Source organism: Legionella sp. 16cNR16C (assembly GCF_021297775.1).
GTDB classification, from domain to species: domain Bacteria; phylum Pseudomonadota; class Gammaproteobacteria; order Legionellales; family Legionellaceae; genus Legionella_C; species Legionella_C quinlivanii_A.
The window spans coordinates 322,160-337,220 of sequence record NZ_JAJTMX010000003.1 but is presented as its reverse complement, the minus strand read 5'-3'; the positions used below and the strand labels follow the sequence as shown (position 1 = coordinate 337,220).

Below are 15,061 nucleotides of genomic sequence, written 5' to 3'. Positions count from 1 at the left end.
TATTAATTAAATTAACTTAATTATTTTTCCTATCATGTCAGCTTCTTGCGCAAACGCAAAGCATTGGCAATCACCGACACAGAGCTTAATGCCATGGCAGCACCAGCTATCATTGGATTGAGTAATAAGCCTGTTAACGGGAAAAGAGCACCTGCCGCTACTGGTACGCCCAACGCATTATAAATAAAAGCAAAAAAGAGATTTTGGTGGATGTTCTTTACAGTACGAACCGATAATTCATAAGCCTCTACAAGCTTATTTAAATCGCCTGCTAATAAGGTCATGCCGGCACTCTCAATTGCTACATCACTTCCAGTTCCCATCGCAACACCAATATTGGCTTTTGCCAAGGCAATGGCATCATTCACCCCATCACCAACCATGGCAACCACGTGCCCTTCCTGTTGTAATTGAGTAATAATATTGCTTTTTTCATCCGGCAAGACTTCGGCAATAACTTTTTGAATACCTACTTGTCGAGCTACTGCTTTGGCAGTAATGGCATTATCACCGGTGAGCATAATGACTTGTATACCTTTTTTGATAAGCGTGTCGACAGCATCGTGGCTTGACTCTTTAATGCGGTCAGCAACCACAAAAACACCTGCGAACTGCTTATTAACCGTCAAATAAATCAGAGTAGCCCCTTCTTCTTGGGCTTTTAATGCCGCATCAGGAATTTTGTCAGCAGAAACAGACAGCCATTGGGCATTACCAATGGCAACGCTTTTTCCATCGATTTTTGCTTGAGCGCCTTTTCCTCTAACTGCAATAAAATCCGTAGCTTCTCTTAAAGTAATTTGACGTGCTTGCGCTTCATCACGTAGTGCTTTGGCTAGTGGGTGCTCACTGTGACGTTCAAGAGATGCCGCGAGACTCAAAAGCTCCTGCTCCTGCCAACTAGCAATTGGAATAACTTGGGTTAATGCTGGATGGCCTTGGGTCAGGGTCCCTGTTTTATCGACCACTAATGTATTAATTGTTCGTAACTGCTCCAAAGAAGCTGCATTTTTAATTAAAATACCGCGTCGTGCGCCCTCTCCTATCCCAACCATTATGGACATAGGTGTAGCAAGGCCCAAAGCACAAGGACAGGCAATAATCAGCACGGAAATGGCCGCAATTAAGCCATAACTTAAGGAAGGCGAGGGACCTACTAAAAACCAAACAAGAAACGCAATCAATGCGATTGCTAAAACAATAGGCACAAACCAAGCAGAGACTGCATCTGCCAAGCGTTGAATAGGGGCCTGGCTGCGTTGGGCCTCACTGACTTGGGAGATAATGCGGGCAAGTAACGTGTCTTTGCCTACGTGAGCCGCTTCGATTATAAGGCTCCCTTGTTGATTTAATGTCCCGCCAATCACCGTATTGCCCACTTCTTTAGCGACAGGCATGGGTTCACCTGTGAGCATGGACTCATCCACATCACTTTGACCTTGAATGACTACTCCATCAACCGGGATTTTTTCACCAGGACGTACCAGCAATCTATTGCCTAGCACTACCTCATCAAGAGCGATGTCCTCCTCATTTTCGCCATCATTTAATCGATGAGCAATTGTTGGACTTAAATGAAGCAATTCACGAATGGCATCTCCAGTGCGCTCACGCGCTTTTAATTCCAACACTTGGCCTAAAAGCACTAAGGTAGTAATCACTGCTGCGGCTTCAAAATAGACTGGCATCATGCCATCGCCTTGCATATGCAGAGGAAGTAGTTGTGGAAAAAGAACAACTGCCAAACTATATCCCCAGGCAACGCCTGTGCCCAAAGCAATCAACGTAAACATATTCAGATGATGGGTATGAAGAGACTGCCATCCTCTTAAAAAGAAAGGCCAACCACAACCCCAAACCACCAGCGTTGCCAGTATGGCTTGAGTCCATAACGATAGAGACATTGGAATTAATGGACTTAACCAACGCTCACCCATGCTCAAGAAAATGACTGGAATACTTGCTATGCATGCAATGATAAAACGCCAGAACATATTGTGATACTCGGGATTTTTTTGTTCTGTTATGCTCACCTGCTCTGGCTCCAGCGCCATACCACATAGTGGGCAAGTTCCTGGTTTGTCTTGGCGGATTTGTGGATGCATGGGGCAAGTATAAATTGTATTTTCTAATGCTGTCTCAGATGCAGATAAGGGGACGTGTTGATGCTGATGAGCGCAACAACCATGCCCTTCTTTGTGGTGTTTTGCATCCTGGTTTTGTGTGTTCATCATCCACCTCAATCGTATTTTTTAAGCAAAGCCATAATCTCATCCATTTTTTCCTGACGCGACTCAGAAGTTCCATGGCAGGCGACCTCATTAAGGCAGTTTAAAACATGACGCTCAAGCACACCCAATTCAATAGTTTTTACTGCATTACGAACAGCGCGTAACTGAGAAAGGATATCCACGCAGTAGCGTTGTTCTTCAATCATCCTCTTAATGCCTTCGAGTTGGCCGGTTACTCGATTAAGTCGAGACAACTCTTCATGATGCTTAGGATGTTTTGACATATAATTCTCCAATATACCCCTATAGGTATATACCCCCAATGGGTATATTGTCAAGAAAAAAGCACAATTTGTAGTCTAAACAATGATTACTGAATTCAAACTCTCAATAGGAACTTGGTTTAATTTGGTTCTTGTAATGCTTTCTATTTGTCTTTAATCGAGAAACTTCCCGTCGCACATGGTTATCAAATTTGAATCCTTGCCGCTCCAGGTGATCATGTGCATTATCCGGCAATAACACTTGACCTCTTCCGGTGAGCTGAACCAGATCGCATTTGGACAAGTTTCGCAAGCTGTGGTGATCTTTGGCTGGCGAGCCTTGTCTAATGCTGAAAGAGTTGGGCTTTGTACTACCCCTTCTCTTTCCAGTGGCTGTTCCAGCAGCCTCATGGCTTCCTGAAGTTCTTCCTCGATGACTTTGTCGGTTTGCTCTTGATTGCTCATGGGATTTCTCCTGTTCAAAATTTAGTTTTTGACGTTGATTTTCCAAATCCAAATCAGCAAAAGTGATTGGCATTTGATATTGAATAACAATCTGCAAGATAATCTTTTTAAATAATGGAGACCCATTCACACAAATACAGTCACCATAGCGCTGTCTTGCCATTTCCAATGCTCTTTTAAGTGTAGGAATAGACCCGCCTTTAGAAATTATAATTTCCTTTCCATTGTCCCTAATAACACTGTTATCTTTTTTATAAATCTCAGTACCTTCTTTAGTAATAGAGTCGATTTGTCCAAAATTTAAAGAAGAAGAAAAAGAAGAACCTAAACCTGATATGGTGTAATCATGCTTATTTTTACGATTACGATACCGCATAGCCATTAAAGCATCCTGATCGCCACCTTGTGCTTTTTGTTTCAGCCAATCAGCCCAGGTTTTGTTTTGATGAGAATCTAATAACTGGCTACGTTCTTTTGCATAATTTTTTCTTATGTTATCAATCTCATTAAGCAGCGTTTTGTTTATATGCTGATAGATGTACTTTTTCTGTGCTTTAGATAGGTTCATTAACTTCAAAGCCGCTCGTTTAATTCGTCCTCGCTTTTTCGCCTTTTCAATAAGCGTTGTTCTGGCCTCACGCAATTGTTTAAGTTTGTTTGAAACAAAAGATTTATTGTGTGATTTTTCGTACTGATATTTGGCATAGAGCTCGGAATTTAGTACCTTTTTATTTAATGGCTCATAATGATAAACATTTGATACAGGTCTATGGTCTTCTGAGCAAGATGGTACGAATGAACCGAGCTTGGATTCGAGATTTTTTTTAGAAAAAGTTCTGGAAATTGAACTTGCTTTAACAGTAAGCCCTTGGACATTGCAGAACACAAAACCATTGGCTTTAATACGAACCATCAACCCATGTTCTGCCAAAATACTATGAATCTCCTTCCAATTCCTCGCTGCCTCTATTTTTTCTTTGCAGTGACGCTTCATCCAATTAATTAAACTTTCAATACCTGAGTGATGTTCCATATCGTCAGCAAGATTTTCTGAATGGTTTTTTCGGGTTTGATGATTGGTTATTTGAAGACCTAATTCAATTTCTAGCTTGGATGCGACCTCAGCAAAAGTCTTATATGCTCTGAAAGGTTCAATCATATTAAAGGTTTGAGGATGAATTTTATTAATCGCAACATGAATATGAAGATTGTCTGTATCATGATGAACAACTGAGAGTCTTTGGTGCTCTTTAAATCCAATCGATGAAGCCACCGTATCTTCAATTTCCTGTAAAACTTGAGCCGAAGGATTTTCTCCTGGAGCAAAAGAAATAAGCATATGATAAGTTTTATCTCCAGTGGCTCTTTGATTTTTAGCTTGTGTTGCCAATACCTCATGAACGGCCCAAATAGGATCGAGACTATTACAGTTTGATAATCTGATCTTACCCACTCGCTCCTGTTTGTTTTGTTGATTACATAGGTATTGAACAAGGCTTGAAAAACTACTAAGCCTTGTTTTCTTCATAGGAATATGGCGAATAATCATAGTTTTTTCACCACTTCAAACATCGCATCCTGAGTAGTTTGAATACGAGCTAACAAGGTTTTTATTGTTTGGAGGTCGAAGTGTGCAACACGTTTATCCTGAGTCAACCATAGTTTTAACAGTCCACCAAGCCGTCCTAAGTCTCCATTAATCTTGGCTAACTGCAGTATATAATCCTTATCAACATTACTTTGAATTTGATAACCGAGACTAATCCTTCTTAAATACTCGGCAATTGAAAGCCCAGCTGTAGCTGCATTCGATTTAATCTGAATTTCTTCAGAAGGCAAAACAGGTACGCGAAGATGGCGACCATTTTTTCTGGTGGGTGTTTTAAGCTTCTCGTCCATAAGGATGCCGACCTCTTAATTAAGTGGTTATGCAATCCTTTGGGTATTGATTTGACCTTAAAACATAAGGTTTTCGTTGAGCACCGAAGGTGCGAATAAGACTTGTGAGGTTGGGTAGCCAGCTTGCTGGTTAGCTAACTTCACCTATCTTGCCCTGCGTTTTAAGTTCATCTAATAGCATACTATCAGGTAATTTTATGTAATTTCAAGGCTATTTGTTTTGAAACCAAATTAATTTCTAATAATTACCAATAATTACGATAAATTACATATTTATGCACTTTAGAGAAGGTTTAATTACGCCAAAAGGAAATAAAATAACTCGACTCATTGCACAGCAACAAAATAGTTTGTACCATCAGAAAGAGAACAATAATAAGTTGATGGTATGACATGGGAAACTCCCTCAGCGAACGAATCGCAGCAAAGCAAATGTTAAGAAAAGCCTCTGCTAAATCTGTAAATAAAGCCGCATTTCTTGCATTAAAAAATGATATCGCTTCAGCGCTAGCTGACGGCTGGTCTATAAAGCTTGTCTGGGAAACCTTAGTTGAGGAAGGCAAAATCTCATTTTCATATAAAACTTTTTGTGGCTATGTAGCACGTTTGATTGCTGCAGAAACAAAGCCATCTATGCAGGAAAAAACCAAGGATGATGAAAAGGCTAAAAGTAAGGAAAAAACCGAAATTAGGGGCTTTACTTTTAATCCCAAACCCAACTTGGAGGAACTCTTGTAATGGCAAAGATACATATCACACTGCAGGGAAAAGGCGGTGTCGGCAAATCATTTATTTCAGCAACCACAGCTCAATACAAACAACACAAAGGCCAAGCCCCGCTTTGCATTGACACCGACCCTATCAACTCCACCTTTCATGGTTTTAAAGCTCTTAACGTTGATCATATTCAAGTTATAAGTGGTGATGAAATTAACCCCCGTCTTTTTGATGCACTCATTGAAAAAATTGCCTCTGCAACTAATGATGTAGTCATTGACAACGGTGCCAGCTCTTTTGTACCACTATCTCATTACCTCATCAGCAACCAAGTTCCAGCTTTATTACAGGAATTGGGCCATGAAATGGTGATTCATACTGTCATCACCGGAGGCCAGGCTTTATTCGATACCATTAATGGATTTGCACAACTGATTAACCAGTTTGCAAATGAAGCTCAGTTTGTAGTCTGGCTCAATCCCTATTGGGGAGCTATTGAACATGAAGGCAAAGCATTTGAACAACTGAAAGCCTATCGAGATAACAAGGACAGAATATCAGCCTTAATTCAAATCCCCGATCTGAAAAAAGAAACCTATGGCCGGGATCTAACCGAGATGCTTCAACAGAAACTGACCTTCGATGAAGTTTTGGGTACGCCAGAGAAAAGCATTATGACCCGCCAACGCTTAAAAATCGTTCGCGATCAACTGTTTGGACAGCTGGATAGCGCCAGGGTGATCTAATGTCAGGGAAACTCGATAAAATCGTTCAAGACATCACCGTCAAACACGGTGTTCTTTTGGGTAAAGATGATCCCATCCTCATGCTTCAGACTATGAATGAACAACTGGTTGAGGAAAATCGAAAAGCCCAACAGGATTTGCTGGTACAGTTCCGAGAGGAAATGGAAGACATTTCCTCTCAATGGAAAGATGATGCCAAAGAAAAAGCTGAAAAGGTTCTCAATGCGGCATTAGCTAGTAGTAAAGAAGCTATAGTTAGGTTACTGCAAGAATCTACTAGAGAATCGGTTCAAGCGATGAGGAAATTGATCTCGGATTCATTGATTGAGGCTCATTCCTTAACACAAAAGACACAAAAATTCAGCTGGTTCGCATTGGTATCATCAGTCACATTGTTTGCTGCTTCTTGTATGATTCTCTTATTGTTTTGTAGATAAAGCTCTTCTGTTATTAAGCCCCAGTATGGGGCTTCCCATTTTTATCAACTAAAATTAATAGCATAGATATTTTAAAGATATTGCTGATGAACATGCTCCACTTCTATTAGAAGTACACTTAGTCCCATAAATGCAGTTTTACGCAGTTGCTGATTCTGGTATGATTTAATCATTAAAGTGATCTTAATATAGGGTCTCATGAATAATACCCATCTTTCTACAAACGATCATCATGCAATAGACCGATTATTCGAAAAAGCTACGTCTTATGTTGAAGAAGCAAGAAATCGTGTTCAACGTTCTATTAATTCTGAAATGGTGCAAGCCTATTGGTATATTGGAAGAGATATTGTTACAGCGGAACAAGAAGGACAAGCTAGAGCAGCATATGGAAGCCAATTACTTCAAGAACTGTCTAACCGATTAACAAAAAAATATGGTAAAGGATTTAGTGTTAGTACACTCCGAGATATCAGACAGTTCTATCTTGTTTATCCTGACATTGAAATTCACCACGCAGTGCGTGGTAAATCTTCTAATGACTTATCACTAAGCTCTAATCTAGGCTGGATCCACTATCGCTCATTAATGCGCATTGATCGCCCAGAAGCGAGACAGTTTTATACAGTAGAAGCTGAAAAAAATGCATGGAGTGGTCGAGAATTAGAGCGACAAATTAACAGCCTGCTATTTGATCGCCTAGCTAAAAGTAAAGATAAAGAGGGATTATTAGCCTTATCTCGAGATGGGCAAGAAATAAATAAACCTGAGGACGCCATCAAAGAGCCTTTGATTCTTGAATTTTTAGGCTTGCCTGAGTCACACCGTTTGGTAGAGTCAAAGCTAGAAGAGGCTTTGATCAATAATCTGCAGAAATTTTTGCTAGAATTAGGCACAGGCTTTTCATACATTGGAAGACAAAAGCGACTAACTTTTGATGGAGATCACTATTACGCTGACTTAGTTTTTTACCATGTCATCTTAAAGTGTTATGTCATTATTGATTTAAAAACCAGAAAGCTAACTCATGCCGATCTTGGTCAAATGCAACTTTATGTAAATTATTTTGATGCAGAAATAAAACAAGAAGATGACAACCCGACTATTGGCTTAGTCCTATGTACACAAAAAAGTGAAACAATGGCTAAGTATTTACTTGGCGAAAAAGCAAAACAAATCTTTGCTAGCAGATATCAATTACATTTACCTTCAGAAGAAGAGCTTAAAAAAGAGATCAAACGAGAAATCGATGTAATACAAAAAACAGAGTCCGACGACAAAATCATCAAAAATTGATTATCAGCATTGGCAATCACCAAAATTGAGTTACGTCTACAAATTGATTATGACTATGCACTGGATAGGAAAATGCCAATATTCCACCAAAAGCATTATACTGTAAATTGATTTTTACGAAAACAAACGTTTCCTCAACCAAAATGCAACATTGACTAGCAAAATAAGCACTGGTACTTCAACAAGAGGTCCAATGACAGTCGTAAAAGCAATAGCGGAATTAAGTCCGAAAGTCGCAATTGCTACCGCAATAGCCAATTCAAAATTATTACTTGCTGCTGTAAAAGACGCAGCTGTTGTTTTTTCATAGTTAGCCCCGATAAGTTTGCCCATTGTAAAACTAACAAAAAACATAACAATAAAATAAATCGTTAATGGAATGGCAATGCGAATCACATCAAATGGAAGTAGTAGAACTATTGCGCCTTTTAAAGAAAACATCGCTAGAATAGTAAACAGCAGAGCAATCAGGGTAATAGGAGAAATTTTTGGTAAAAAATGAGTTTCATACCAAGACAACCCTTTTTTCTTTATCAATACAAAGCGGGTTAGAAATCCAGCAAAAAAGGGAATCCCAAGATAAATAAAGACACTTTCCGCAATTGTCATAAAATCGATGTGAACTATTTGCCCAGCCATACCTAACAGAGGTGGTAAGACTGTGAGAAAGAACCAGGCATAGATACTAAAAAACAACAATTGAAAAATGCTGTTAAAGGCTACTAAAGCTGCAACATACTGATTATCGCCTTCAGCAAGCTGATTCCAGACAATCACCATCGCGATGCATCGTGCCAAACCAATAAGAATAAGTCCAGTCATGTATTCGGGATAACCATGCAAGAATAAAACAGCAAGCCCAAACATGAGAAATGGACCAATAAGCCAATTTTGGATTAAAGACAACAACAAGATGCGCCAATCTTTAAATATCAGCGGTAACTCTTCATATTTAACCCGAGCCAAGGGAGGGTACATCATTAAAATCAACCCAAGTGCAATAGGGATATTAGTTGAGCCAATAGATAATGAGTTGATAAATTGTGGTGTTCCAGCAAAAAGCGATCCGATTCCAACACCTGTGGCCATGGTCAGGAAAATCCAGAAAGTTAAATATCTATCTAAAAAAGAAAGACGCTTGGTGCTGCACGTGCTCATGCCAACAGCTCCTTTTCTATCCATTGTTTAAGTTGAATAAATACATCTTCAAATGCGGTATTTATTTGCATTTCAGAACCTTTTACTTTAGCTGGATCTGGGATACTCCAGTGGAGTTTCTTGGGATGTCCCGGAAAAATGGGGCAACTTTCGTGAGCCGCCTGATCACATACTGTAATCACTAAATCAATAGACTCTGACTTAAATTCATTCCAAGATTTGCTACGTGGAGCATTTGGCTTTATACCATGATTGGCAAGCATTTCAATTGCTTTGGGATGTACCCTTCCAGTTGGGACGCTGCCTGCGCTAAAGGCCAGATAGCGTCCATTAGAGTAATGATTGGTTATAGCCTCAGCCATAATAGACCGACAGGAATTACCAGTACAAAGAAATAATAATCTCATCGGCTTGGTATTCATCAGCCACAACATCCTGTTGTTTTTGTATCACAACAAGAGGTTTTTGTGGTTTTTTCTGGCATACAACAAGAACCTTCTGTTGCTTTTCCACCAGAAAAAAATTGGGCATCCTCCATAGTATGATAAGCCTCCCATGCAATTCCACTTGGATCATTGATCCAAGATTTTTCTGATTTAGCATAACAACAGGTTGTTTCACCATCGCTATGAGTTGAAATATTAGCCTCTGAAAATTGTTTTCTTAATGTCTCTAACTCATCAGCATCATCTACTTGAATACCCAAGTGCTCTACCCCATGCTTGCCAGCACGTGTTGAAATTGCAAAATTGATGCGCGGATCTTCCAACATCCATTTGGCATAATCTGATTTTACTTTTGTAGGCTCGGTTCCAAACAGGGCATTATAGAAACTGATGCTATCAGCAAGGTTATTAACGCCAATATGAATATGAAAACGTTTCATGATTTACTCCTTTGTAGAAGGACAGCAACTATTTAATTCAATAACCAGGCAATTTGTTGTATCAGGCTGTTGAATTTTGACTTGTTGTTTACTACAGCAATCCTGAATCATGAACGCGATAAAATCGCGCATTAGCTCAAAATTAGCTGAATAAAAAACATAACGCCCTTTACGGCAAGAAGCTACAATCCCAGCATTAGACAAATGGCTTAAATGAAATGACAAGGTATTGTGTAGGATACCTAATTCATCGCCAATTGCGCTTGCTGATAAGCCTTCAGGCCCCGCCTGAACAAGTAATCGAAATACTTGCAAACGGGTTTCTTGCGAAAGAGTATCAAATATTTTTAGAGATTCTTTTATGTCCATACTTCTAGAATAGTAGAATTATTCAATTTGATCAAGTGATCTTGATAGGCCAATCAATAAAAATAATTTTGAATCGTTTGATTCAACCAATTTATCTTTGCGTGAGATTTGCGTGTTTGAGTACGACACTGTTATACTCTGTACGACATTTGTAGTGGTATCTCGCGACAGATTATTTTTTTAAAATCAACGAGTTAATTTTAAGGCTGGGGGCTCATAATCCGTTGGTCCTAGGTTCAAGTCCTAGTGGGCCCACCAATAAAATCAAGTAGTTACGGTAGTTTTCTGAAAGTTTGAAAAAGTCATGTAGACGCAATGTAGACAGATTAATGAAACAAACATGGAGGTTTTGTAATCTTAATGAAATTTCTTATTGATTGGCTTTCCATTGTATTTATCTACTTAACTCCTAAGTCATATAAAAGTATTAATATATTAGCAGATAAAGAATTATCGAATCTTAAAAAGAAAAACTCATCTTTTCAAAATTATAGATATAAATGGATATATCGAGCTATTAATTACTTTAACACCCGTATTTACTTGATGTTAATTTCATTGGTGTTTTTATTATTAGTTCCAATTACTTTAGTAAATAACGCATTCACTGATATTTATGTACCCTATTGGGGTAGGTTTGACTTGTCAAATTATATTTTATCTCACAGTAAAGTAAGCACAAACAATCTTCACAGTATAATGGCAACAATTCAAGCAACCGTTTTCGCATTAATTATACCCATTGCAGTAGCTATTCATGAATTCGTCTTAAAAGATAATAAACTTAAAGAAGAAATGATTAATTTCATTCTTGAAGAAACAAAAGTAAAACTCATTACTGTAAGTTCCCTTTCCTTTCTAATTTGGCTTGCAATTATTGAAGTTATAAATGTTGTCTCTCAAGGTTTTGTTGTAAGCAACATTTCTTTAATCATAGAAACGTTTTGGTTAACGCTAAACCTTATATTAATCGCTTACTTTACATTCACCACTCTAAATTTAGTTAATCGCTCATTTTTCGACAATGCCTTAAGACAATTTATTGCGACAAAAATTTACCCAAACGAATTAAAAATATATCTTAAACGTAATATATATTTAAATTTAGCTAATAACGAAAATCATAATGACTAGAAAGCAAATTAAACCCCAGGTATTCGTTTCTTCAAGTGCAGATTTAGGTAAAGAAGAAATTTGTATCCATCTTCAACGGCCAATGATTTTAAGTGATATCAACCTAAACCTCTTAAAATTCGCAATCAAAAGTTGGAAAAAAAGAAATATAAAGCCCGAAATCACAACATCCGAACAATCTTTAAAGCAACCAATTATTTTTTTTCCTTTATGTTTAGGGGGGGAATACCAAAATAATGTGGCCTTATGTAGGATAAGTAACGGATTATCATTATCGTCAGCAGAACGATTTGCAGTAAAGCATGCATTTAAATTCACTCCAGCTACCGATGAAATAACTCAGATAAACAGCAGCAAAAGTATTGAAATTTTGATAGAACATATAACGATAACAATTCATCAATTGAATGAATCGCTTTTTAATACTGCATTTAGTGAGCTTATAAAACTTCACTCACTTTTATTAAAGTTGGGCGAAACTACCGACAATAATGGCAATCCTATAAATTATGCTATTGTCGAAGCAAACTGGTTTGGAACACAATTACATAATGAATGGGCAAGAAAATATCTACCACTTTTTGACGCATCGTTAACGGTACTAGAAAAAAATGACTACTTTTTTGGGAAATGTAGTTATGCTGCAGCCTACTTAGCTAAAGAAATATCTAAAAATCAATCCATTACAGGGTTAGATTCTATAACTAATATGCAGGGATGCCTCTGGTTTAAATTAAATGGCTGGTGGGAAAGAGCAAGTGAACAATTAATGAGAAATCATAACATTGGAAAAATGGTTACATTGGATGTTAATTTAGAAAGATTACATAAAAATGCTCTTCAAAAGTTTATTCAAGGATGGGAGCATTTACTTAAATTTGAATTAAGTACATACATAAAGGAAATATCAAGTTGGAATTCTTATAAAATTTTATTTCGATCATTTAACGAACATTTAAGCTCGACTATACTCTTTTTAAGTAAATCTGTGTTGTCAGGAAATCAAGAGGCCGCTTATTATTGGGCAGACTTCCTTATACATTGGAGTAACTATAGCCGGCCTACCGATGAAGGACTTGATTACATAGTTCTTACCAGTGCACAGGAATTATTAATTACACCTTCTTTACTTGATATGTCATGGGATGAAGTTGAGAGTTTAATTCAATCTCATTTACAAAACTCTAGACAGTTTATTTCACATCACTCGGTTTTTTCAATAATATTAAAAAATTACTGGCAAGATTGCTGCTTTATTCTTTCAAATTTTCTTTTATCATGGGGAACTACGTCAGAGCCGACCAAATCATTAGTAATTGACATAATTAATAGATTAATAAAGGGAACAACAATTGATGATTCTGATTCATTTGATAAAAGCTTATTCTTTGAAGATCAAGAACAATTCATTATCTCTTTTATAAGGCGCCATCTGAATATAGGATCATATCAAGGTACGCTAGAAAGACTAATTGAAAAAATAGAACAATTATCAGAACCAGAAAGGCTTAGCGGCAGAATTTATAGTTTTTCAAAAACGATCGGGGAAACAAATTACGACACCGAATTAATTTTAGCAACATTGAGGACTAGTAATTACCGAATTGATTTAGATTCTTTGAAAACATTACTCTCTTCTCATGATCTCGCTTATCAACTAGAAAATATAATAGATCAATTTATTAAATATTACGAAAAAAATAATGTTGAAAGTTATAAAACTATCTTTGATGCTATCATTACCCATGAAGAAAACAGTGAGATCTCCTATGATAATAGAACTGACAATATCTCAAAAATAAAAAATACTCACAGTCAAAAACCCACATTTGAAGATTCACTCAAAAAAATAGGTGACTTTTTACACATATTAATAGAACTAATTAAATCAGAAAGGTTGGCTCAAATTAAAAATCTACCTATATCTTCTGATAAACTAGTTGATATAGAAGAAAAAGCATCATATAAAGCATTTAACAAAAAAACTGCTAATTTTCCTGTAGCTCTGTTTAATAAAATAAAGTTACTTGATGAACCACTAATAGAATTTAAACTGAAATATGAACATTATCCTAAGGGCCAACTTACTGATCCACCAATGGATCATACACTCTTCTCAGAGGATTATCATCATAAAGAAGTTTCATCCAGATTATATGCCTATCTAATTTTTGACATATTAAACGAAGCAAAGAAAGTACAAATTCTCAATGAAGTATCAGTCGATTCAGAAGGTGATTTTGCAGAAAAACTTATTCAAATTGGTAAAGATTTAATTCACCAAAAGTTAAATCCAATCATAATTATTGATAATAATAGTCATCAATTTATTTATGATTGGAAACGTACCCTATGGGATCCGAAAACAAAAATACCCGAAAGAATTAAAATTTCTAAGAAAGAAAATAAATTCACAAAAAACTACATGTTTGATCTTAATGATATTCCTGTCTATAAAAGTAATGCCAACACGAAAAATAGCATTATCTTTCCTTTAGAAATATTAAACACGCTCATGTTTCGCCAATTCAAAAATGGTTATCCAGTGGAGGTAACGTTTGATGAAAACCAAGATAACCCTTGGGATGGAACCTTAACGTATCTTTGGGAGCGAACAGTAGAGTTAGACAAGAACTATAATATTTATACAATAACCTTATCCGAAGATAAAAATAGTAAAATAAATCACCAAAATAAATCCAAATAAACATCTGCTCCACTATCAAAGGGACAAAGGGGGAATTTGGGACAAGTGCGTTGCTACTGAGTTTCGGCGTCCCCACCCTGAACCAGGAAGGCGGGACAGATGGGACGTAATTCATCAAAATATCACTATGTCCTATCCACCATAAGAGTTCCTTTAAATTGGGTATTGGATTAAAGGTAAACGAAGGCGTAACGGTTGACTTTTTCTCTTTAGCCTGATTTTCTGTCCGTCTCTTCAGGTATCACTCGATGGCTTCCCTTCGTAAATGCCCGAGCTTTTGACCATCCAAGTATTTCAATACGTATAGCCTGAAGGTATTGTAAGTTGCAGTGAAGCATCCCTCATCCCTAAGCGTTTCCCAAATAACGGTTATCGACCACCCTTTTTCCAAGGCTTCGGAAATATCTTCGCGCATAGCTAGAAATGCTACTTTATTTTTTCTGGCGTTCGTTCTTTGTTGACTCTGTTTAGAAGTCGTTATGTTTTCTGTTAAGGATTTTTTCATGGCCTACTCTCCATATTACTGGTTAATCAATCCTTTGAGTTTTATCGTTTATTTCTATTTATTTTCGACCTTTTAGGTCACATGCAACGCCCTTTTCGGTAACTTTCGGTAATTTATTATTTATTTCCGTTTATTCATGATTATTATCGTTACTAATCGTTATATAACGAACAATTACGAATAATTACCAAATTACGGTTCCAAAATAAATTTCAAAATGCAGGGCAAGATAGGTGAAGTTAGCTAAC

The 15,061-nt window shown here is 37.1% G+C and carries 16 protein-coding genes; 6 read left to right on the top strand and 10 right to left on the bottom strand.

The features are described 5' to 3' along the window. Nucleotides 1-32 precede the first annotated feature (32 nt). The 4 genes from LXA66_RS11595 to traJ all read right to left on the bottom strand — a co-directional run bounded on the left by LXA66_RS11595 (nucleotide 33) and on the right by traJ (nucleotide 4,858). Nucleotides 33-2,231 carry a copper-translocating P-type ATPase gene (locus tag LXA66_RS11595; protein ID WP_035905528.1) on the bottom strand — a complete coding sequence of 733 codons (2,199 nt, stop codon included), beginning with the start codon at nucleotides 2,229-2,231 and terminating at the stop codon, nucleotides 33-35. An 8-nt stretch (nucleotides 2,232-2,239) separates the two neighbouring features. Beyond that, nucleotides 2,240-2,515, bottom strand: coding sequence for a metal-sensitive transcriptional regulator (locus LXA66_RS11590; protein WP_018576423.1), 276 nt, complete (start codon nucleotides 2,513-2,515; stop codon nucleotides 2,240-2,242). Nucleotides 2,516-2,618: 103 nt separating this feature from the next. Next, nucleotides 2,619-4,508 (bottom strand): TraI/MobA(P) family conjugative relaxase, encoded by a 1,890-nt coding sequence (traI, locus tag LXA66_RS11585; protein ID WP_027269490.1) that lies wholly within the window; start codon nucleotides 4,506-4,508, stop codon nucleotides 2,619-2,621. After that, nucleotides 4,505-4,858: a conjugal transfer transcriptional regulator TraJ gene (gene traJ, locus LXA66_RS11580; RefSeq protein WP_027269489.1), complete on the bottom strand. Its 354-nt coding sequence runs from the start codon at nucleotides 4,856-4,858 to the stop codon at nucleotides 4,505-4,507. The genes traI and traJ overlap by 4 nt, the downstream gene beginning before the upstream one ends. A gap of 393 nt (nucleotides 4,859-5,251) precedes the next feature. Between traJ and LXA66_RS11575 the strand changes: the two genes are divergently transcribed. From LXA66_RS11575 to LXA66_RS11565, 3 genes are read left to right on the top strand one after another with little or no spacing between them, the layout of a single operon-like run. Beyond that, a complete protein-coding gene (locus tag LXA66_RS11575) occupies nucleotides 5,252-5,596 on the top strand; it encodes a TraK family protein (protein ID WP_027269488.1) in 345 nt (114 codons plus the stop codon). Further along, nucleotides 5,596-6,321, top strand: a complete 726-nt coding sequence (locus LXA66_RS11570; RefSeq protein ID WP_027269487.1) for an ArsA-related P-loop ATPase — start codon at nucleotides 5,596-5,598, stop codon at nucleotides 6,319-6,321. Before LXA66_RS11575 ends, LXA66_RS11570 begins: the two co-directional genes overlap by 1 nt. Next, entirely contained in the window at nucleotides 6,321-6,758 is a 438-nt protein-coding gene (locus tag LXA66_RS11565; protein ID WP_027269486.1) for a conjugal transfer protein TraM, read from the top strand. The genes LXA66_RS11570 and LXA66_RS11565 overlap by 1 nt, the downstream gene beginning before the upstream one ends. A 71-nt stretch (nucleotides 6,759-6,829) precedes the next feature. Here LXA66_RS11565 and LXA66_RS15845 read toward each other — a convergent pair whose 3' ends face one another. Next, nucleotides 6,830-6,958: a hypothetical protein gene (locus LXA66_RS15845; protein ID WP_255665361.1), complete on the bottom strand. Its 129-nt coding sequence runs from the start codon at nucleotides 6,956-6,958 to the stop codon at nucleotides 6,830-6,832. Here LXA66_RS15845 and LXA66_RS11560 point away from each other — a divergent pair. After that, entirely contained in the window at nucleotides 6,957-8,054 is a 1,098-nt protein-coding gene (locus tag LXA66_RS11560; protein WP_051544683.1) for a YhcG family protein, read from the top strand. The genes LXA66_RS15845 and LXA66_RS11560 overlap by 2 nt on opposite strands. A 114-nt stretch (nucleotides 8,055-8,168) precedes the next feature. Here LXA66_RS11560 and arsB read toward each other — a convergent pair whose 3' ends face one another. The 4 genes from arsB to LXA66_RS11540 are packed head-to-tail and all read right to left on the bottom strand — an operon-like array spanning nucleotide 8,169 to nucleotide 10,467. After that, the gene (arsB, locus tag LXA66_RS11555) at nucleotides 8,169-9,212 is read right to left on the bottom strand and encodes an ACR3 family arsenite efflux transporter (RefSeq protein WP_027269484.1); all 1,044 of its coding nucleotides are present in this window, start codon (nucleotides 9,210-9,212) and stop codon (nucleotides 8,169-8,171) included. Continuing rightward, nucleotides 9,209-9,634 (bottom strand): arsenate reductase ArsC, encoded by a 426-nt coding sequence (locus tag LXA66_RS11550; protein ID WP_027269483.1) that lies wholly within the window; start codon nucleotides 9,632-9,634, stop codon nucleotides 9,209-9,211. The genes arsB and LXA66_RS11550 overlap by 4 nt, the downstream gene beginning before the upstream one ends. Then, entirely contained in the window at nucleotides 9,634-10,098 is a 465-nt protein-coding gene (locus LXA66_RS11545; RefSeq protein ID WP_027269482.1) for an ArsI/CadI family heavy metal resistance metalloenzyme, read from the bottom strand. Before LXA66_RS11545 ends, LXA66_RS11550 begins: the two co-directional genes overlap by 1 nt. A gap of 3 nt (nucleotides 10,099-10,101) precedes the next feature. Further along, nucleotides 10,102-10,467, bottom strand: a complete 366-nt coding sequence (locus LXA66_RS11540) for a helix-turn-helix transcriptional regulator (RefSeq protein ID WP_027269481.1) — start codon at nucleotides 10,465-10,467, stop codon at nucleotides 10,102-10,104. Nucleotides 10,468-10,827: 360 nt separating this feature from the next. Between LXA66_RS11540 and LXA66_RS11535 the strand changes: the two genes are divergently transcribed. Then, a complete protein-coding gene (locus LXA66_RS11535; protein WP_233013307.1) occupies nucleotides 10,828-11,601 on the top strand; it encodes a hypothetical protein in 774 nt (257 codons plus the stop codon). Continuing rightward, nucleotides 11,594-14,308, top strand: coding sequence for a hypothetical protein (locus tag LXA66_RS11530; RefSeq protein ID WP_233013306.1), 2,715 nt, complete (start codon nucleotides 11,594-11,596; stop codon nucleotides 14,306-14,308). The genes LXA66_RS11535 and LXA66_RS11530 overlap by 8 nt, the downstream gene beginning before the upstream one ends. A 241-nt stretch (nucleotides 14,309-14,549) precedes the next feature. On the opposite strand, the gene LXA66_RS11525 is transcribed toward LXA66_RS11530, so the two are convergent. After that, nucleotides 14,550-14,813: a TraK family protein gene (locus tag LXA66_RS11525; protein ID WP_233013305.1), complete on the bottom strand. Its 264-nt coding sequence runs from the start codon at nucleotides 14,811-14,813 to the stop codon at nucleotides 14,550-14,552. Between the last annotated feature and the right edge of the window lie 248 nt (nucleotides 14,814-15,061).

Bases quoted from the DNA above. Each gene is read 5' to 3' on its own strand.
- LXA66_RS11595 (WP_035905528.1), bottom strand. From the start codon at position 2,231: ATGAACACACAAAACCAGGATGCAAAACACCACAAAGAAGGGCATGGT.
- LXA66_RS11590 (WP_018576423.1), bottom strand. From the start codon at position 2,515: ATGTCAAAACATCCTAAGCATCATGAAGAGTTGTCTCGACTTAATCGA.
- traI (WP_027269490.1), bottom strand. From the start codon at position 4,508: ATGATTATTCGCCATATTCCTATGAAGAAAACAAGGCTTAGTAGTTTT.
- traJ (WP_027269489.1), bottom strand. From the start codon at position 4,858: ATGGACGAGAAGCTTAAAACACCCACCAGAAAAAATGGTCGCCATCTT.
- LXA66_RS11575 (WP_027269488.1), top strand. From the start codon at position 5,252: ATGGGAAACTCCCTCAGCGAACGAATCGCAGCAAAGCAAATGTTAAGA.
- LXA66_RS11570 (WP_027269487.1), top strand. From the start codon at position 5,596: ATGGCAAAGATACATATCACACTGCAGGGAAAAGGCGGTGTCGGCAAA.
- LXA66_RS11565 (WP_027269486.1), top strand. From the start codon at position 6,321: ATGTCAGGGAAACTCGATAAAATCGTTCAAGACATCACCGTCAAACAC.
- LXA66_RS11560 (WP_051544683.1), top strand. From the start codon at position 6,957: ATGAATAATACCCATCTTTCTACAAACGATCATCATGCAATAGACCGA.
- LXA66_RS15845 (WP_255665361.1), bottom strand. From the start codon at position 6,958: ATGAGACCCTATATTAAGATCACTTTAATGATTAAATCATACCAGAAT.
- arsB (WP_027269484.1), bottom strand. From the start codon at position 9,212: ATGAGCACGTGCAGCACCAAGCGTCTTTCTTTTTTAGATAGATATTTA.
- LXA66_RS11550 (WP_027269483.1), bottom strand. From the start codon at position 9,634: ATGAATACCAAGCCGATGAGATTATTATTTCTTTGTACTGGTAATTCC.
- LXA66_RS11545 (WP_027269482.1), bottom strand. From the start codon at position 10,098: ATGAAACGTTTTCATATTCATATTGGCGTTAATAACCTTGCTGATAGC.
- LXA66_RS11540 (WP_027269481.1), bottom strand. From the start codon at position 10,467: ATGGACATAAAAGAATCTCTAAAAATATTTGATACTCTTTCGCAAGAA.
- LXA66_RS11535 (WP_233013307.1), top strand. From the start codon at position 10,828: ATGAAATTTCTTATTGATTGGCTTTCCATTGTATTTATCTACTTAACT.
- LXA66_RS11530 (WP_233013306.1), top strand. From the start codon at position 11,594: ATGACTAGAAAGCAAATTAAACCCCAGGTATTCGTTTCTTCAAGTGCA.
- LXA66_RS11525 (WP_233013305.1), bottom strand. From the start codon at position 14,813: ATGAAAAAATCCTTAACAGAAAACATAACGACTTCTAAACAGAGTCAA.